The sequence below is a fragment of the Hassallia byssoidea VB512170 genome (genome assembly GCF_000817785.2).
In the GTDB taxonomy this organism is placed as follows: domain Bacteria; phylum Cyanobacteriota; class Cyanobacteriia; order Cyanobacteriales; family Nostocaceae; genus Hassallia; species Hassallia carrinoi.
In genome coordinates, this window is record NZ_JTCM02000125.1 from 1 (window position 1) to 18532 (window position 18532).

At 43.6% G+C, this 18532-nt stretch carries 20 protein-coding genes, 2 rRNA genes, 1 pseudogene and 1 riboswitch; of the genes and pseudogenes, 16 read left to right on the forward strand and 7 right to left on the reverse strand.

The window, feature by feature from the left end:
- The 3 genes from PI95_RS30275 to PI95_RS30285 all read left to right on the forward strand — a co-directional run.
- Positions 1-95 (forward strand): 23S ribosomal RNA (locus PI95_RS30275); the annotation flags it as partial.
- Positions 96-205: 110 nt separating this feature from the next.
- A 5S ribosomal RNA gene (gene rrf, locus PI95_RS30280) occupies positions 206-324 on the forward strand.
- Between the two features lie 89 nt (positions 325-413).
- A complete protein-coding gene (locus PI95_RS30285; RefSeq protein WP_039738134.1) occupies positions 414-929 on the forward strand; it encodes a DUF29 family protein in 516 nt (171 codons plus the stop codon).
- 263 nt (positions 930-1192) lie between these two features.
- On the opposite strand, the gene PI95_RS37320 is transcribed toward PI95_RS30285, so the two are convergent.
- From PI95_RS37320 to iscB, 3 genes and pseudogenes are all read right to left on the reverse strand, one after another.
- The gene (locus tag PI95_RS37320) at positions 1193-1510 is read right to left on the reverse strand and encodes a hypothetical protein (RefSeq protein ID WP_336507640.1); all 318 of its coding nucleotides are present in this window, start codon (positions 1508-1510) and stop codon (positions 1193-1195) included.
- A 177-nt stretch (positions 1511-1687) separates the two neighbouring features.
- Positions 1688-1732 (reverse strand): annotated as a pseudogene (locus PI95_RS37325) (hypothetical protein); the annotation flags it as partial.
- 3 nt (positions 1733-1735) lie between these two features.
- Entirely contained in the window at positions 1736-2365 is a 630-nt protein-coding gene (iscB, locus tag PI95_RS37330) for an RNA-guided endonuclease IscB (RefSeq protein ID WP_336507641.1), read from the reverse strand.
- Between the two features lie 247 nt (positions 2366-2612).
- Here iscB and PI95_RS37050 point away from each other — a divergent pair, with 247 nt between their 5' ends.
- Complete coding sequence (locus PI95_RS37050) at positions 2613-2738, forward strand: hypothetical protein (protein WP_268896843.1); 126 nt, start codon at positions 2613-2615, stop codon at positions 2736-2738.
- Here PI95_RS37050 and PI95_RS30295 read toward each other — a convergent pair.
- The gene (locus PI95_RS30295; protein ID WP_236117258.1) at positions 2724-3242 is read right to left on the reverse strand and encodes a peptidylprolyl isomerase; all 519 of its coding nucleotides are present in this window, start codon (positions 3240-3242) and stop codon (positions 2724-2726) included. The two genes, PI95_RS37050 and PI95_RS30295, sit on opposite strands and share 15 nt — an antisense overlap.
- Before the next feature lie 52 nt (positions 3243-3294).
- Between PI95_RS30295 and PI95_RS37055 the strand changes: the two genes are divergently transcribed.
- Positions 3295-3417 (forward strand): hypothetical protein, encoded by a 123-nt coding sequence (locus PI95_RS37055; RefSeq protein ID WP_268896844.1) that lies wholly within the window; start codon positions 3295-3297, stop codon positions 3415-3417.
- A 2-nt stretch (positions 3418-3419) separates the two neighbouring features.
- On the opposite strand, the gene PI95_RS30300 is transcribed toward PI95_RS37055, so the two are convergent.
- Complete coding sequence (locus PI95_RS30300; RefSeq protein ID WP_039738127.1) at positions 3420-3635, reverse strand: helix-turn-helix domain-containing protein; 216 nt, start codon at positions 3633-3635, stop codon at positions 3420-3422.
- 207 nt (positions 3636-3842) lie between these two features.
- Here PI95_RS30300 and PI95_RS30305 point away from each other — a divergent pair, with 207 nt between their 5' ends.
- The 8 genes from PI95_RS30305 (at position 3843) to PI95_RS30340 (ending at position 12318) form a co-directional block, all read left to right on the forward strand.
- On the forward strand, positions 3843-4040 hold the full coding sequence (locus PI95_RS30305; RefSeq protein ID WP_163519326.1) for a hypothetical protein: 198 nt from the start codon (positions 3843-3845) through the stop codon (positions 4038-4040).
- 242 nt (positions 4041-4282) lie between these two features.
- Entirely contained in the window at positions 4283-5206 is a 924-nt protein-coding gene (thrB, locus tag PI95_RS30310; RefSeq protein WP_039738125.1) for a homoserine kinase, read from the forward strand.
- 46 nt (positions 5207-5252) lie between these two features.
- Positions 5253-5759, forward strand: a complete 507-nt coding sequence (locus tag PI95_RS30315) for a coiled-coil domain-containing protein (RefSeq protein ID WP_039738124.1) — start codon at positions 5253-5255, stop codon at positions 5757-5759.
- A gap of 276 nt (positions 5760-6035) precedes the next feature.
- A complete protein-coding gene (locus PI95_RS30320; protein WP_039738123.1) occupies positions 6036-7649 on the forward strand; it encodes an NAD(P)H-quinone oxidoreductase subunit 4 in 1614 nt (537 codons plus the stop codon).
- Positions 7650-8209: 560 nt separating this feature from the next.
- A complete protein-coding gene (gene pgmB / locus PI95_RS30325; RefSeq protein ID WP_039738122.1) occupies positions 8210-11296 on the forward strand; it encodes a beta-phosphoglucomutase in 3087 nt (1028 codons plus the stop codon).
- A 5-nt stretch (positions 11297-11301) separates the two neighbouring features.
- Positions 11302-11451, forward strand: coding sequence for a hypothetical protein (locus PI95_RS30330; protein ID WP_163519327.1), 150 nt, complete (start codon positions 11302-11304; stop codon positions 11449-11451).
- Positions 11452-11517: 66 nt separating this feature from the next.
- A riboswitch (cyclic di-AMP (ydaO/yuaA leader) is annotated at positions 11518-11658 on the forward strand.
- Positions 11659-11785: 127 nt separating this feature from the next.
- The gene (locus PI95_RS30335; RefSeq protein ID WP_039738121.1) at positions 11786-11986 is read left to right on the forward strand and encodes a hypothetical protein; all 201 of its coding nucleotides are present in this window, start codon (positions 11786-11788) and stop codon (positions 11984-11986) included.
- A gap of 32 nt (positions 11987-12018) precedes the next feature.
- Positions 12019-12318, forward strand: a complete 300-nt coding sequence (locus PI95_RS30340; protein WP_236117259.1) for a hypothetical protein — start codon at positions 12019-12021, stop codon at positions 12316-12318.
- Between the two features lie 216 nt (positions 12319-12534).
- Here PI95_RS30340 and PI95_RS30345 read toward each other — a convergent pair whose 3' ends face one another.
- Together PI95_RS30345 and PI95_RS30350 are read right to left on the reverse strand one after the other, a co-directional pair.
- Positions 12535-12762: a hypothetical protein gene (locus PI95_RS30345; RefSeq protein ID WP_039738119.1), complete on the reverse strand. Its 228-nt coding sequence runs from the start codon at positions 12760-12762 to the stop codon at positions 12535-12537.
- Positions 12763-13179: 417 nt separating this feature from the next.
- The gene (locus PI95_RS30350; RefSeq protein WP_163519328.1) at positions 13180-16596 is read right to left on the reverse strand and encodes a two-partner secretion domain-containing protein; all 3417 of its coding nucleotides are present in this window, start codon (positions 16594-16596) and stop codon (positions 13180-13182) included.
- A gap of 273 nt (positions 16597-16869) precedes the next feature.
- On the opposite strand from PI95_RS30350, the gene PI95_RS30355 reads away from it, so the two are divergent.
- The 3 genes from PI95_RS30355 to PI95_RS30365 all read left to right on the forward strand — a co-directional run bounded on the left by PI95_RS30355 (position 16870) and on the right by PI95_RS30365 (position 18292).
- The gene (locus PI95_RS30355) at positions 16870-17271 is read left to right on the forward strand and encodes a hypothetical protein (protein WP_039738117.1); all 402 of its coding nucleotides are present in this window, start codon (positions 16870-16872) and stop codon (positions 17269-17271) included.
- The gene (locus PI95_RS30360) at positions 17271-17708 is read left to right on the forward strand and encodes an HNH endonuclease (protein WP_039738115.1); all 438 of its coding nucleotides are present in this window, start codon (positions 17271-17273) and stop codon (positions 17706-17708) included. The genes PI95_RS30355 and PI95_RS30360 overlap by 1 nt, the downstream gene beginning before the upstream one ends.
- 398 nt (positions 17709-18106) lie before the next feature.
- Positions 18107-18292 (forward strand): hypothetical protein, encoded by a 186-nt coding sequence (locus PI95_RS30365; protein ID WP_039738113.1) that lies wholly within the window; start codon positions 18107-18109, stop codon positions 18290-18292.
- Positions 18293-18532 lie beyond the last annotated feature (240 nt).

The following is an 18532-nucleotide window of genomic DNA, read 5'->3' on the forward strand; positions in this document are numbered from 1 at the left end:
TAAGGTCACAAGTAGAACACTTGTTAATAGGCGGTAGGTGGAAGTGCAGCAATGTATGCAGCCGAGCCGTGCTAATAGACCGAGGGCTTGACCTAATCACAATTGGTTTGATTCGCTTCACTTGCAGTCTTCAGGGATTCCGAACAAGGGTAAAGGTTTGAAGAAAAATAATCTTCCTTTTCCCTTTCCCCCTCCCGAAAAGTTTTCTGGTGTTAATTGCGCGGTGGAACCACACTGAACCCATCCCGAACTCAGAGGTGAAACACAGCACGCGGCGACGATAGTTTAGGGGTAGCCCTACGCCAAAATAGCTCGATGCCAGGATTTATAATTTAAGACAACGAAAACCCCTTGCTCTGATGAGAGAAAGGGGGTTTTCGTTTATCCTGTATTTAGTATTTGGATAAATCGCTATGACTCAAGAAATTTGGGATTTAAGGAAGTCTATTCTTGAGGGACGTTATGATGATGCTTTGGTAATTGTTGATGAGTTAGAGTTGATGAGTCGAAAGAGTTATATCCGAAATATTAGAAGTTTCCTCATCAGACTCATTATTCATTTGATTAAAAATCAGGTTGAACAAAGATTAACTAATTCCTGGGCAGCTTCGATTGAAGGTTCAATTTTAGAAATTCAAGATTTAAATTTACAGGATAATAAGACTTCTCATTATGTGAAGCAAACTGAATGGGAGGAGTTGCTGGATGCTGCTTTTGATGCAGCAATCAAGCCTGCATCTGCTGAAGTTTTAAATGGTTTGTATACACCTAAGCGACTGGAAGCAATTGTAGATAAATCTCAGATTATAAAACTAGCACAGGCTTTTTTAGATTTGACTTATACGAATTCTCAAAAGTCTTTGCCTGGTGCTATTGATGAGATGTTGAGTGAGTTACCTGGTGGCAAAGAGTGGGAAGAAGGTAAGTGAAAATAATTATATGAAGTATTTGCAGGTAACATAATAAATTCAGATTTACCTAACTGAGCAGTCAACCCATCGAGCGCTTTATTCTCAGTTTTGCCTACAGATTGCTTATTTATGGCGATCGCTATTCCTTTAATCACTGATTTATTGGACATTTGTCGAAAATGCATACATATAGCCATCGTTACGGTGAATTGATTTGCAATATTTATAGCGGACTGGGCTAACTTTCTCCTTTGGTGTTTTCCAAAGCAAAAACTCCGCTTTCACGCGTCGGTCAATTTGCCAATATGAGTGCCTGCCAACTTCCCAGAGGGAAGAATCGCACGTAGCATATCACCAGTTTGGAAACCAAAGAAAGTTTTGCACCGCGTCTTGTGCTTTGCGGGGAAACCATATTTATTCAGTGTACCCATCTGACGACTACCCCATCCTTTTGCAGCAATCAACAAACGCTGTGAGGTAAGAACTTGTAGTCCTTCTACTATGCCCACGCAAGCTGCGTCAAGCCAGTGGGTTTTAGGAAGATTTAGGCGAGTGCGGTTATGCTTGGTTCTCCCACCAGTCCCAGTCTCGATAGGCAAGCCTATCTCTTTAAGCCTATTAAATAGTGCCCATCGCGTTGAATTAACTGCGGTCGCATCCTTGAGCGGTTGTTTCGCTTGTCTCAAAATACGAGATAGTACGTCAGGTTTTTTGGCTAAAAAATCTTTAATATCTCTATTTTCTTTGCGGGAATTGCAATCGTGGCAGGCAAGCGTAAGGTTAGAAACGCGATCGCTCCCACCCTTTGACTTGGGGTGAATATGCTATACTTCAAAAGGTACATTTTCGACGTTACAATAAGCGCATTTTCTTCCCCATTTTTCAAGCAAATATTCCCTGACTTCGTAGCCCGCAAGTTCGCCTCGCTGATATTCTTCACCTGATATTTCAGGATTTTGCATTCTTTGAAGGTCAAATTTAACTAACTCTTGAGATATCCCTGTAATGGGGACATATCGAGTTATGCGGTTGACCCAAGTAATAATGTTTTTCACCCTAGATTCTAGGCTTGGTGGCAACCACCCAAGCTTTCTGATTCGGTTAATAAATCGTGGCTTGCGGTAACGAGTTTTGCGGTTACGACGGTTGCGACGAATAGCGCTGCGAGACTCTAAGTCATTCTTAATTTGCTGTCCCCGATGGGTTAATTCAGCACCCCAAAGAACTTTGTCACTTTGCAAAATCGCTAACCCGGTAATCTTTGAACCTGGGTCAATTTTTAGTTGACGTGGCTCTATTCCAAGGCTAGAAACTGCATATTTTAGAATGATTGTGAACGGGTAACGACGATACACAGCAGCTTGCTTTGCTTTCAGTAATCGCCTAGCCTGTCCTGGCGGTATTGGGGTTAACGGCTGCTTATTGGTATCTACTACAAATACAAAGTTAGACATTTTGTCCTCTGATTGCTCAGGTTATGTTTTCCTCTCCCAAAGGGAGACGCTTCGCGAACGCCAATGTTTTGAAAACTTGTTAGGTCAACCACACTTCCTTAACCAAATACAGATGTTTAATGGTTGACGACAGAGCTACAAGCACCGAAAGCACCTGTAGGTGTCATGATTCTCAAAACGTAGCTTTCGCTATGGCTGGCTATCTGTCCAATGAATGAACTAGCTGTCTAGTCTTGTCCACTGTTTGGTGAATAGCTCATATCGAGCGATCGCGCTGCCCTTTGAAGATGAAATATCATTACTAACTCAGCTTGCAGATGCTGTGGAACAGTTGCAGTATGTGAGAGTAGCCATCTTGTTACCAACCTTCTAAATTAACTTCGTCACCTTTGTAACCAATTGATTTAAGAGCTTGATTAAATCGCTCTAAACCAACTTTTTTAATATCATCTACCATTTCAGAAAGCATCATGTAACCGAGTTTAGAACCTTCGTCATCTAGCTTTTGCGCTTCCATGTAAGAACGTGCCAGTTTTCGAGCTGAAGTCATTTTTTCAGCATCTTCAGCTGATACGCTATTTTTGGCTACACCTTGAGAAACAAGGTATTCAGATGTTTTTTGACTATGCCATAAATAATAAGGTTTACCTTCCTTGGGTGTAATTTTCTCAAATATTGCACCATCCTTTGCTAATTGACTAGGTTCACCATCTTTCTCACGCAATCCATGCTGTTTAAGCAAATTACCAAATTTAACGGCTGATACTCCAAATTCCTGACCTAGCTCAGTTAATGTTTTCCAAGTTTTACGGAAGTTGTTTTTCTTTCCCACAGTATAATTCTTTTGGGTAATAGTGTTGACCTCGATACTCATCATTATCTATCCATATCTCCATCATCTCCTCGCCACATGGTAAACTGCCACGAGCGTGCTTAACGTCGGTTTGAGGATAGGACGACTGGGCAATTATAATGATAGATGGCGATCGCACCTCACCCCATCAAATGCGATCGCCTTAAAATCGAACGGTGCGAAATATACATCTGCTTGAGCTTAATCTTCCACCAATTCAATCAATTCTTCAATCGTCACCTCTAAAGCACGAGCTATTTTATAGACTGCACTTAAATCAACTGTATTCATCCCGTCGTCACGTCGAGCATAGCTTTTGACTGTGTTGTAGTTGACTTCAGCATGGTCAGCTACATCTTGCAGTGTCCAACCCCGCTTCTGAGCTAATTCTCGAATTCGCAGTCTAACTCGTCCCATCCATGTCTTGACAAAGGTGAGTATTCACCTATATGTATAGTAAAGGTGAATACTCACCTAAAAAACACATCAAAAGCGTAGACGCGTAGCGGCTTGTCGTCAGACATCGCTCGTCTCGCCTGGAAAACTTGAGAGCGAAGCTCTTTCAGAGCCGCTTCGCTAACGCTATTCCTAACACATCCTATAATCATAGTCTTTGATTGCTCTATGATATCAACATCAAAGCCAAAATCAAATACTCACCCTTGGTGTATTATTCGGCAGCTACCCAATATGCAGCGATTGGTAGTTGATCGGTTCCGGGGTAGAAATGACGCAGATGCCTATTTACAGATTCTGCGGCAATTGCTACCGCAGGTAGATCATGTAATTATATTTGATTTGATACCAGAAACGTATGCTTGAGGCTTAGTTGTCTCAATTGAGTTAACAAGTGTAAGTAATGGGCGATCGCCTTTCTCACTTTCTGTAAACTAAAAAAACTGCCGCTGTTGTTGAAAGATAGATTTGCAAAGTGGGCTAATGAGCGATCGCTCACTTCACGACAATCATGCGATCGGATGTGTCTTGCACATCATTTAAATTATTCATAACCAAATTAATCAGTTACGTGGGATGCTGGTTAATGATTGCAAAGTATTTTATAAATGTCTTTTGTTTCTTGTGTAACTGTAACAGTTCCCGCCACAACCGCCAATTTAGGACCGGGTTTCGATTGTATTGGCGCAGCTTTGACGCTTTACAACGAGTTTAAGTTCACTCGTCTTGACAAAGCTGGGATAATTATCTCTGTCACGGGTAAGGGGGCTGAAACCGTTAAAACTGATGAGAGTAATCTAGTTTATCAGGCGTTTGTCACTTTCTACCAACACTTGCAGCAGACACCGCCACCTGTAAAAATCGAGATTAAAATGGGTGTACCTTTGGCACGGGGTTTAGGTAGTTCGGCAACAGCGATTGTTGGTGGATTAATTGGTGCTAATTTGTTGGCAGGTGAACCTTTAAGTCAGTCGCAGGTGATGGAATTAGCGATCGCTATCGAAGGACATCCCGATAATGTCGTTCCCGCTTTGTTGGGTGGATGTCGTCTCGCTGCAACTGCTGACAACGCTTGGGAGATTTGTGAAATTCCTTGGCATAATCATGTTGTGCCAGTGGTAGCGATTCCTGATTTTGAGCTTTCAACTAAACAAGCGCGGCAAGTTCTCCCAACACAAGTAAGTCGTGCAGATGCAATTTTCAATACTGCACACTTGGGCTTATTGTTGCGCGGTTTGGAAACTGCCAACAATAATTGGTTAAAAACCGCTTTACAAGATAAGTTACATCAACCTTATCGAAAAGCACTAATTCCGGGGTACGATGCTGTAAATTCAGCTGCGCTTGCTACTGGCGCTTATGGCATGGTAATTAGTGGTGCAGGACCGACGCTTTTAGCCTTGACGGATGAGTTACATTCACAAGCTGTTGCAGCAGCGATGACTGCTGCTTGGAAGCAAGAAAAAATAAGTGCGATTGTGCGATCGCTTTCTCTTGATACTCAAGGTGCAACCAGCACTACTCAAGCATAAAATTCCCCAGATTTTTCTACACTCACTTAAAACTCAGGACTTTATTATGGAGCAAATACAAGCAGAAATTGCAGCGATTCGCTCTCAAATTGATGCTCTTCAGCAAGAACGCGCTACTCTGACTATTAATGATGTGGTGATAAGTAACGAAAATTCTTCACCCCAGGCAATAGCTGAAGCTTACCGCCATCATGCCAGGGAAACAGCCCAAATCTCAACTGAGATTAAAGGAATAGATGATGCGATCGCTGCTTTGAAAGCTGAATTACAAAATAAACAAACTCAGTTAAACTCTTTTTCTAACCTACAACAATCGCCCCAAGAACAGCTAGAGTCTGCTAGAAGTCTGGCTAAGGTTCATGCTGAACGCATTAATCAACTAGCTGGGGAACTTGCAGATGAAATACGAATCCTCAAAGCTTGTGCCGATCGCATTAGTCCAATATATTGGCAAGTTTATTACAAACCGTTTATTACTGGCTTCAAAACTATATCGGTTCCCCATGTCCGCTCCGATTCTGATGTCTGGACGATTGTCAACCGTATAGTTTAGAGCTTAATTAGTAATTTTTGCTGAACATTATACCCCATTCGCCTAAACATCCTCCTTCAGACAGATTTTGTATTAAAAATGTTAACGGAGGCGATAGCGTGAGCTTGTTATTGACTTAACAAAACTTCACTTATAAAATAAATTCATCGGGATAAATAAGTATTTATTACTATTTATGCCCATAATTCGATTGTTTAGAGAGAAATAACATTTACAAAACTATAAATTGCTTAATATAATGTAACCAAAAGAGAAAAAACAAATTGATTGTCAGTGATGAATGCCGTTGAATTTCCTTGGTTAACAACCATAGTTCTCTTGCCTTTAGTGGCTACCCTACCCATTCCGCTTATCCCAGATAAAGAGGGCAAAACCGTCCGGTGGTATGGATTGGGGATAGCGATCGCCGACTTTGCCTTAATGATTTATGCCTTGTGGCAAAACTACGATTTTCAAAGTTCAACATTCCAGCTTGTAGAAAGCTATCCTTGGGTACCGCAGTTGAATTTGAATTGGTCACTAGCACTAGATGGTCTGTCGATGCCGTTGATACTGCTGACAGGCTTAATTAATACCCTCGCAATCTTCGCGGCTTGGAAAGTAACAAACAAGCCGCGTTTGTTTTATGGGCTAATGTTGGCAATGTACAGTGCCCAGCTTGGCGTGTTTCTCGCTCAGGATTTGCTGTTATTCTTTTTGATGTGGGAAATCGAATTAGTGCCGGTGTACCTGTTGATTTCGATCTGGGGAGGACAGAAACGGCAGTATGCAGCTACTAAATTTATTCTTTACACAGCTGCTGCATCAATATTTATTTTAATTGCGGGTTTTGCGATCGCATTCTCTGGAGATAGCGTCACATTTGACATGGCAACTCTGGGAATGAAGCAATATCCCAAAGCTATAGAAATGTTGGCTTACGCAGGTTTCTTAATTGCCTTCGGCGTAAAGCTGCCGATTTTCCCTCTACACACTTGGCTACCTGATGCCCACGGTGAAGCATCAGCACCGGGTTCGATGATTTTAGCAGGCGTATTGTTAAAGATGGGAGGATATGCCCTGATTCGCATCAATATGGAAATGCTGCCTAATGCCCATGTTTATTTTGCTCCAGTGCTGGCGATTTTGGGTGTAGTCAACATTGTTTACGGTGCTTGTTGCGCTTTTGCCCAAACTAATCTTAAGCGTCGTTTAGCTTACTCTTCGATCGCCCACATGGGGTTTGTGTTGATTGGCATCGCTTCTTACACTGAAATTGGTATGAGTGGTGCAGTGTTACAAATGCTGTCTCACGGTTTAATTGCCGCTAGCTTGTTCTTCCTTTCAGGGGTAACTTACGAACGCACCCACACCTTGATGATGGAAAAAATGGGTGGTATGGCAAAAGTAATGCCCAGAACCTTCGCAGTATTTACCGCTGGGGCAATGGCTTCTCTGGCTTTACCAGGAATGAGTGGCTTCGTTGGTGAGTTGATGGTATTTCTCGGTATCGCTTCCAGTGACGTTTACAGTTCTAGCTTCAAAGTTGTAGTCGTTTTGCTATCAGCCGTGGGCGTGATTTTGACTCCGATTTACTTGCTGTCGATGCTGCGTCAAGTCTTCTACGGTAAGCAAAATCAAGAATTACATTTAGATGCTACACTACCTGATATCAAGCCCCGCGAGTTATTTATTACTGCTTGTCTGCTGCTTCCCATCATCGGTATCGGCTTCTATCCTAAGTTAGCAACCCAGACTTATGAGGTTAAAGCAGTGGAAGTTGCAACTCATGCGCGTCAGGTTTTACCAGTATTTGCCTCGCAACAACCATCAAGTCTCTACTCTCGTATTTTTACTTCCCCGACATTGGCTGATTCTCAAGTTGAAAGTTTAGTTGATATTGCTGAGTAAATATAAGTTGCAATAAGGGTGCTGCAAGTAAATTCTATAACAGGGGAATGTGGGGGTGATTTCGCAATCATCCCCACAACTTTAATATTGTCTAATATCACGTTATGCAGTAGAGACGTTCCGGCGGAACGTCTATTGTAGAGACGTTCCGCCGGAACGTCTCTACAATATGTGTGATTTGCCAGATTTTTGCTTCTGTGTGCGTTTTTGGGAAAAATAGCGATCGCCTCATCTACAGCCAAATCCCAGAATGCACAAAAATACTTTATCGCTGCAATGCAAAATATGTAGTTTTTCGACGATTATTCTCTAAATGTAAAAAATCGTATATTTTGTCGCACTTATCATTATTAACCTAAGCTATTCATTAAACCTATCTATAGGGGGATGAAAACGGGAACGTTTTTAATCAACCCAACGTCACTTGTGGCTGTTTGGGCTATAATCACAGCCGAAACAGTCTAAACAACGGAGGCAAGAAGTTAATCACGCTTTGTTGCCCCTAAAAATTCTATTTCATCTTGCCCACAGCTAGCCGCAAATATAGGTCTTCTTACGCCATGCTTAATCTATCTGCTGATAATTCTCAACAAAAGCAACTAATTGACGCCTCTTTTTGGCACATTATTGAAACAGAGTTCGATCCGAAAGCGTTACACCACAAGGAAACTGTCTTCACCCTTGGTAACGGTTACTTGGGAACGCGGGGAAGTTTCGAGGAAGGTTATCCCCAAGATTGCCCAGCCACACTAATTCATGGTGTGTATGATGATACAAGCATTGCCTACACAGAACTTGTCAACTGTCCAAGCTGGTTGCCTTTAGTGGTGAAAGTCGCAGGCGATCGCTTTAGTCTAGATAGTGGTAAAATCCTCAAATACGAACGTCGGCTGGATATGCGTTTGGGTATAGTTAGCCGTGATGTGAGATGGCGATCGCCTAACGGTCATACTTTAGATTTTCACTTTGAGCGTTTTGCTTCTTTAGCAGATCAACATGTTTTGGCAATCCGTTGTCAAATCACATCAATAGATTTTGCAGGTGATATCGAAGTTGAATTTCAGTTTAACGCCGAACAAGATACCCAAGGTGTAAAACACTGGCAAACTCTCAACCAAGGTAGCACCGATAATCTTATCTGGCTACACAGCCAAACTCTTCACTCAGAAATTCAACTGGGAATGGCTGCTAAGTTGGTGGTAGAGGGAGAGAAGGGGACAAGGGGACAAGGGGGACAAGGGGGACAAGGGGGACTCCTTGGAGACAAGGAAGATAATTCTTTGTCCCCATTTATCTGTTTGCAAGTACAGCCAAAGCAAACGGTGACTGTAGAAAAGATTGTCACGGTGTTTACTTCCAGGGAAACTGAAAAGCCGATGGAAGCAGCGTTGCAACGGTTAGCTGATGAACCTTGTTACAGCACTTTGTTAGCGGCTCACATTACCGCTTGGGATCGAGTTTGGCAAGATAATGATATAATTATTGAAGGCGACAGCGAGGCTCAACTGAGCATCCGTTACAATCTTTTTCAATTGCTGGCAGTTGCACCGCGTCACGACGATAGAGTAAGTATTCCTCCCAAAACCCTCTCTGGTTTCGCCTATCGCGGACATATATTTTGGGATACAGAAATTTTTGTCTTGCCCTTATTAACTTTAACTCAACCCGCCTTAGCGCGTAACTTGCTTACCTATCGCTACCACAGTTTACCAGGAGCGCGACGCAAAGCTCAAGAAGCTGGATACAAAGGGGCAATGTATGCGTGGGAAAGTGCCACAACTGGGGATGAAGTTACTCCGCGCTGGGTTCCCGATCCCAATGGCAATTTAGTTCGCATTTGGTGCGGTGACATAGAAGTGCATATCACCGCTGATGTAGCTTATGCAGTTTGGCAATACTGGCAGATTACCGGCGATGATGAGTGGATGCGCGATTATGGTGCGGAAATTATCTTAGATACGGCTGTTTTCTGGGAAAGTCGGGTTGAATGGAATCAACAGCGCCAATGTTACGATATTCGTGATGTGATTGGACCCGATGAAAATCACGATCGCGTCGATAATAATGCCTTTACCAATCTGATGGTGCAATGGCACTTACAATCAGCTTTGGAGATGTGGGACTGGCTAAAACAAGCTTATCCCGATACCTGGGCACATCTGGCGCAACAACTCGATTTAGTTAGCGAAAGATTGCAGCGCTGGGCTGATATACGAGAGCATATATTTGTGAATCAAGATGCCCAAACTGGTTTGATTGAACAATTTGAAGGCTTTTTCGGGCTAGAACATGTCAATTTAGAAGACTACGAACCTCGCACCAAATCTATGCAAGGTTTGCTGGGAATTGAAGCCACCAGCGAAAAGCAAATTCTCAAACAGCCTGATGTGTTGATGTTATTGTATTTGCTGCGCGATCGCTATGACTGCAAAACCCTCGCTAGCAATTGGGATTATTATAACCCCCGCACCGACCACACTTATGGTTCCTCTCTCGGTCCTGCAATTAACGCCATTTTAGCTTGCGACCTGAATCAACCAACCGAAGCATACACTCACTTTACGCGGGCAGCGTTGGTAGACTTAGAAGATGTCCGCCGTAACGCAGGTGAAGGAGTTCACGCAGCCAGTGCAGGTGGAGTTTGGCAAGCTGTGATTTTCGGCTTTGGCGGTATCCGCATGACTCAATTTGGTCCTGTAGCTTGTCCTAATTTACCACCTAATTGGACACGCCTCAAGTTTCGCTTGCAATGGCGTAATGAGTGGTATGACTTTGATTTGACTGCCAGTGAAGAGGACTCCTTGGAGACATGGGGACAAGGAGGACAAGGGGGACAAGGAGGACAAGGAGGACAAGGGGGACAAGGAGGACAAGGGGGACAAGGAGGACTTTTTGGAAAAATTTCTCCCTTGTCTTCCCCCACTCCCCACTCCCCACTCCCCACTCCCCACTTTCCCTCCCAAATTCAGGGTGTCATCTTTGACTTAGATGGCGTTTTAACTGATACTTCGGAGTTTCACTATTTGGGTTGGAAGCGACTGGCAGATGAAGAAGGTATTCCTTTTGACCGCGAGGCAAATGAAGCGATGCGAGGATTACCGCGTCGAGAATCGCTATTGCATATATTAGGCGACAGCGAGGCAACTGAAGAGCAAATTCAGGAGATGATGGAACGTAAAAACCGCTACTACCTCGAATTCATGCACAGTATCAAGCCAGATAATCTGCTGCCTGGAGTAGCGAATTTATTACAGGAATTGCGAGATGCTGGGGTTAAAGTCGCTTTAGGTTCATCTAGTAAAAATGCCCAAACTGTTATTGAACGCTTGGGTATTGCTGATAAATTAGATGTTGTAGCTGATGGTTACAGCGTTTCCCAACCGAAACCAGCACCAGATGTATTTCTATTTGCAGCCGAAAAATTAGGGCTTTCACCCTCTGAGTGTGTCGTGGTGGAAGACGCAAGCGCAGGTGTAGAAGGTGCGCTGGTTGCGGGAATGCGAACTGTTGGACTAGGTCCAGTGGAAAGAGTGGGTAAAGCACATGTTGTGTTACCCAGTTTGGAAAACGTTTGCTGGCAAGATTTACAGCAGCAAATAGTTACAAGCGATAACCAAGCTGCACTTGTAGGTGGAATCGCAAGATAAGGAAGTTGGGGAGACAAGGGGGACAAGGGAGACAAGGGAGACAAGGGGATGGGGGAGATAAGGGAGACAGGGAGATGGAGAGACAAACTCCCCCTGCCCCCTGCCCCCTGCCCCCTGCCCCCTCATCTCCAACCGCTAACAAAAATAACCCCTAAGTAATTTCCGAGCTTATTCCCTCTTGACTATTAGGACATCTCAGTATATTTTATTAATAATGTAAGTGGGTAAAATCGCCTAATTCAATCTAGCCAAGCTAGATTAGAAGCGGAGGAACCAGTAATTGGGGCGAATCTCTTTTTAGAGAAAGACACCTTCCAGTCTTAGCCCGTCAGCTAACTCCGTCGGCATTGGGAGGAGTACCTTTGACATAAGCTTGCTGTAAGCATTTGTCGTCAGGCTCTTCTAAGTGGCATCACTGTTATTATTAATAGTGATATATTCTGTTTTTTCACCCACCTCGCCAACCGCTACAAATACACGGAGGCTAGGATGATTAATTACAAACAGTCGATTGTAGAATCGAAGAAAGAGTTGAACGGCGTTAGTGTTGATTATACTGAGTCGCAAGAAAATCAGTATGAGGAGTCATTCTCTTTTCTCACAGAAGCTGAAGCACTGAATTTCGGTAAAGTTTGCATTGAACGATTAATCAAATTAAAGTCTAAATCCATCAATAAAGCGTATTTGTAGCTGGTAAAACACGGATAATGTTTTGCAGCGCTATGGTTAGAGAAAAAGGCGATCGCCATTTTGCAAGCGTGTTTCACAAAGGAGATAAAATGCCCATTAAAAATCGTGCTTTCTTTACAGATGTAGAATTTTTCCCTGATTACAATTTTCAACTAATTGGCGAATGTGCTGGCAAAAAACTTTTACTAATTGGCAGAACTAAAGCTTACGGCGATCCAATTGTAGCAACAAGTCAAACAGACAAGCCAAGTCACGAAGATTTATATGCCTCTGACCTCTACGAGTTGATGAAGATTAGCCAAGAACAAATCAAGGTTACAGGGCTTTCTTGAGAGTCATGATGGCATTAATACATTAATAAAGGTTTAACGGGAGCGCTTATTGTCGGTACTGTCAACTTAACAAACACTCGTGTTAAATGATTGAGAACAAATTTAAATCACGGTATTAGTCAAGCTGGTATTTTTCAGCAATATCAGCTTTCGGTTAAGTTGACAATACTTTTTTTTAGTTCTTTTCCCTGACAACGTTAATAAAATTAAGAACTATTAATAGTCTCTAAAAATTGAAGTCAAGCGTTTGTGATGTGTTAACCACTCTTGACAAACTTCTTTAGTAAGTTCTATCTCTTTTTCAGTCAAAAGCTCATCTGGTTTTTCCAGAGCTAAAATATGAGCAACTTGTGCAGCTTTTTGGTAGTCTACGCCACATTTGATTAGCTCTGTGTGAAATAATTCCTTTTTCTTTTCAACTGATATAAAAAATTTTCGTTGCATGGATGGAAAAAAAGGTATCTTATATAAATTTGGCAATTTATATAAGATTTGACACCTGTCGTAAGAAAGATAAGCATTTTATACATTGAGTAAAGGTTTGGCTTATTTAGTCTGATACAAACCTTGATTTTTCTTGGCAATAAAAAACCTCGGTGCGATGAACCGAGGTTTGTAGGAGAAGTTCAAATCTCAATAAGAGATATTGATTTCTGAGATTATGTTAATAAATATAACAAGTTGGTTAAAATCGATCTACGATGATTCATACAGAATATTCTATACAAATCATAATAAATACTTATAATGAGAGAGAGAGATGATGTTTTCACTTAGATTTAATAGCAGCGATCGCCCCATAAATGTAAAGTGCGCTCTTGTTTACGGTGCGTAATTTTTCGTAACGCACCCGAAAAATGTTCAGCGATTGAGGCAGGTAACAGGAGCAGACACAAAATTAGTAGGATTAGACACAGAGGAAATCAGCGTTACTTCTCCCTTGTCGTTGAATACCCAGCCAGTTGCAGGTACGATCGCGATCGCCTTAGGTTTAGATGATGGTTTGGCAGCAGGTGTCTTGGGTTGATGCTGCTGCGCTGTGGTAGCCAGAAGGCGAGTATCTGACCATACCACATCACTGCTGAGGAAATCGTCAGGGCTGGGGGGTAAGCCACCGCGTCCGGTGACTGTAAATTTACTGCCTTCTTCGTCAGCAAAAGCGGCACAGCTAGAGGAAACTAGCACTGGAGTATTAACTACAGATGCAGGCAGTTTTGTGAGTCCTTGAGTAGGGTCTATATCGGGTGTGTTGATTTCCACAGTGCCGTTTAACTCAGGATTTGCCCCAGTTGCGGTGATAGTACTATCGGGGGAGAGAATAAAGCCTTGAGTTGTGATGATTACGCGACCCCCACGAGAGTTAGCAGAATTAGCCTTGATGTTGCTACTTTCGACAGCGGCTAAAACATCGGTGTTAATGTTGATGTTGCCACCGATGACATTGTTGCCTGTAGCGTTGGTGGTGATGTTGCTGCCACGAGTTAAGATTAAATCTCTGGAACGTAAGGTGATAGTTGCCTGTTCTCGATTTGGGTCAATGCGATTGCTGCGGGTGTCAGCAGTTACGAGGGCATCATTATCTAAGCGAATAGAGCGAGCATTTACGATTAAATTACCTGCCGTCCCTGTTCCTAAGCTTCTCACAGATACTACTGCCCCATCTCGCACGAGTAACTGTCGAGTATTAATCGTCAGGTCGCCTGCATTGCCTGTTGAGCCTCGGTCAGCTTGAGCAAACAAGCCACTGCCAGAACCAATCAGTTGCACCCCGTCAGCCGTGAGGGTTAAATTTCCTCCATTGCCTGCACCAAATGTGCCAGCACTGACTACTGCCCCATCTCGCACCAGCAACTGTTGAGTGTTAATCGTCAGGTCGCCTGCATTGCCTGTTGAGCCTGCGGTAGTACTAGCAAACAAGCCGCTGCCAAAACCAATCACTTGCACCCCCTCAGCCGTGAGGGTCAAATTTCCCCCTTTACCTACACCAACTGTCGCAGCATTTACTTGTGCCCCATCTCGCACCAGTAACTGTTGTGTATTAATTATCAGGTCCCCAGCATTGCCTGTCGAGCCTGCGTTAGTAACAGCAAACAAGCCGCTGCCAGAACCAATCAGTTGCACCCCTTCAGCCGTCAGGGTCAAATTTCCCCCATTGCCTGAACCAAATGTGCTGCTAACAGTAACTACTGCTCCATCTCCCACCTGTAAATTACGGGTGTTAAGCGTCAAATTTCCCCCGTTGCCTGTACCAAATGTGCCAGAACTTACTTGTGCCCCATCTCGCACCAGCAACTGTTGAGTGTTAATCGTCAAGTCGCCTGCATTCCCTGTTGAGCCTCGGTCAGCTTGAGCAAACAAGCCGCTGTCAGAACCAATCACTTGCACCCCCTCAGCCGTGAGGGTCAAATTTCCCCCTTTACCTGCACCAAATGTGCTAGCACTTACTTGTGCCCCATCTTGCACCTCTAAATCGCGGGTGTTAAGCGTCAAATTTCCCCCTTTGCCTGCACCAAATGTGCCAGCACTTATTTGTGCCCCATCTCGCACGAGTAACTGTTGGGTGTTAATCGTCAGGTCGCCGGCATTCCCTGTTGAGCTTGGTTGAGCATCAGCAAACAAGCCGCTGCCAGAACTAATCAGTTGCACCCCGTCAGCCGTGAGGGTGAAATTTCCCCCTTTACCTGCACCAAATGTTCCAGCACCGACTTGTGCCCCATCTTGCACGAGTAACTGTTGAGTGTTAATCGTCAGGTCGCCTGCATTGCCTGTTGAGCCTCGGTTAGCATTAGCAAACAAGCCGCTGCCAGAACTAATCAGTTGCACCCCGTCAGCCGTGAGGGTGAAATTTCCTCCATTGCCTGCACCAAATGTGCCAGCACTGACTTGTGCCCCATCTCGCACCAGCAACTGTTGAGTGTTAATCGTCAGGTCGCCTGCATTCCCTGTGGAGCCTCGGTCAGCTTGAGCAGACAAGCTGCTGTCAGAACCAATCAGTTGCACCCCCTTAGCCGTGAGGGTCAAATTTCCCCCTTTACCTGCACCAAATGTCCTAGCACTTACTTGTGCCCCATCTCGCACGAGTAACTGTTGAGTGTTAATCGTTAGGTCGCCGGCATTCCCTGTTGAGCCTCGGTCAGCTTGAGCAGACAAGATGCTGTCAGAACCAATTATCACGTTATTAGCAGTCAGGGTGAAATTTCCCGCATTGCCTGCACCAAATGTAATAGTACCGACTTGTGCCCCATCCTGCATCAGCAATTGTTGGGTGTTAATTATTAAATTACCCCCCTTCCCCAATGCTTGCGGTAGCACAGCATTAGCGATATTGCTGTTTTCCCCGACAACTTTTATTTCTCCTGTGGCATTCAGCGTAATATCTCCCGCAACAGAGTCAACTGTCCCTAAACCTTGCCCTATACCTGCCAAAAGATCACTTCCGGCTAAAATATCTAAATTGCGGGCATTGACTGCAATACTACCGCCACCACCAGCTAGAACATTAACTTCAGTGCCATTGTTAAGTGACACATCTGCTCGCGCTACTGCATCGGGAAAACTCAAACTCAGATTATTACCAACAACATTTAACCCCACCGTCCCCGCTGCTGCTAATCCTCCCAACTCGACGCGACCTCCAGGAGTCCGTAAAGTCGTGTTGTTCAGTGATACATTACCTCCCACCAGCGCAAAGTCGCTAAAGTTGTCAGTTCGTCCAGCAGAAAGAAACGAAGACTGCACAGTAATATTTCCTGCTCCTTGCGTCAACCCCAAACCAATGGGTGCAGTTATCGTTAGTAGGGGAGTTGGATCTGTTGTCCTAAATTGCGTTCCATCTTGAAAGTTAAGTCTGCTAGCCGTGGTTCCTAAAAAAGCACCACCAATATTCAGCGTTGCACCTGAACCAAAGATAATGCCGTTGGGGTTGAGTAGAAAGAAGTTAGCTGGATTGCTAGTTTGAATTGTCCCGTTGATGTTGGAGATAAAAGGCGCTCCCACGCCGGTGACGCGAACAATTACATTATTAATTGCGGGGATAGTCTGGAAATTAGCTACATTAGCAGAATTTGGCAGGGAGAATTGTAAAAAACTGTGGAACAAATTGCTCCCTGCTTGCGTTCCTCTGTCAATATTGCTGATGTTGTTCTGTGTTGTGACGCGAGAATTATTCGGTAGGCTGCTATCTGGGGTAATTTGGGCTATAGCACAATTGGCAGAACTGATACTAGTTATTGCAATTCCTAAGAACCAGCCCCAATGAGTACTTCTCGAACCTGACATTGTGCTACCCCCAGTTTTTTATACAGCCACTATTACTGAGTGAAGCACAATTGGGGTGGTAAGTTTGATAACTTTTTCATCATTCTCCTGGATTTTGAGGAAGAATCTCACGCAAAGGCGCTAAGGCGCAAAGAAGAGAAATATTCGTCAGGGCTACGGATTTTGGTTTGAGGAGATAGAGTGCGAAGCTTGCGTGAGGTAAGTCGTTCGCATTAGAGAAAGTAGGGCAAGATGGTTATAATTTAAGCTAGAAGCAAACGAGGTCAGGTAATAATGGCTGTACCTACAGAAATTCGTAAAAGAGCGATCGCTTTACTCGAACAATTACCAGGAGAATCTTTAGTAAAAGCTGTCCAATTTTTGGAAGCGCTTTCTCACGAAGCTTTACAGGTATCAGAAGCACCAAACCCCCAAATCAGCGAAGCCGCTTTGCTTCAAATTATTCAACACCGTCTGTCTCCCAAAGAACAAGATAGATTGGCTTATCTGCGTCAGCAAAACGAGATTGGAGTAATTACAGACACAGAGCATCAAGAGCTACTAATGTACGTTGAGCGCGTTGAACAACAAGATGCTGAACGTGCAGAAGCATTGATAAAACTGGCTCAACTTCGCAAAGTTGATTTGAAAGTGCTGATTAATGAGTTCTTGCCTAAACACAGCAACGTCGCCTAATGTCACGAACCCCAGAATCAATGAGGCGTATTGTTGCAGCTCGTGCGCGTGGTTACTGCGAGTATTGTCGCTGTTCTGAGCAATTTGCTACTGAGAGTTTTACGGTTGAGCATATAAAACCTCGACAAGCAGGTGGGGAAACAGTTTTAGAAAATCTTGCCTGGAGTTGCTTCGGCTGTAATAGTTATAAACATACCAAAACCCAAGCAACCGATCCAGAAACAAAAGAAAAAATTGCACTATATAATCCTCGACAGCAATTTTGGAGAGAGCATTTTAGCTGGAGTGATGATTTTACACAGGTAATTGGTAAAACAGCTTGTGGTCGAGCAACGGTTGAAGCTTTGCGTTTGAACCGCTTTGGTGTTGTCAATTTACGCCGTTTGTTGACGAGTGCAAATCTGCATCCACCAGAGAATGTGGAAGGTGATGAGTAGGGTTTATCTTGAACGTTAAATTAGCGATTGTCTGGCAGTCTTTTCTACTTACAGCTATTTTCAGATGTATAGACCACAGTTAAGGGGGGGAGTGGAAAGTAGGGAGTAGTGTAGTGCATTGATGTGAAAATGGCTGTAATATCTGTTTATTTGCACCAGCACAATAATTGCTGTGGTCAATTTAATAACTTTTTCATCATTATTCTAGATTTGGAGAAAGAATCTCACGCACTCGTAGCCAGTGCGTTGCGCGATCCTCCCCGCGCTATCTGCAACTGGCGTCGCGCACCAGGCGCAAAGAAGAGAAATATTCGTTGCTAGCGATCGCCCTGACGCTATTACCGCCAACCATATTTAGGGTAAACTTGAATTAATGGCATTATTATGAAGCTATATTTATGCAAGTCAAAGACCTCACAACTGATGAATTAAAAACCCTGATTCGAGAAACAGTTGTAGAAGTGCTAGAAGACTTTTTACCCGATCCAGATGAAGGCATGACGGTGAAAGAAGAGTTAAAGCAAGAGCTTTTGGAAATTCAAAGACGTAGAAAAACAGGAACTCGTGGTATTTCAGCTTCATAGGCTATGAATAGGCTTGGTTTGGGTTTATGATGAGTTATATAATTGAGAGTGATACATCTGGATATCATAAGTGTCTTTACTTAATCTTTAATTACTTAAGTATTTATTAGATGTAATATGTATTTAGTAAGTGTAATTCAATATTATATGATGTCCGGCAAATTGCCCATAATTACAGAACCCCACCCCTAACCCCTCCCCGCTTGCGGGGAGGGGAACTTTGGCGTAGCCAAAAGCGGG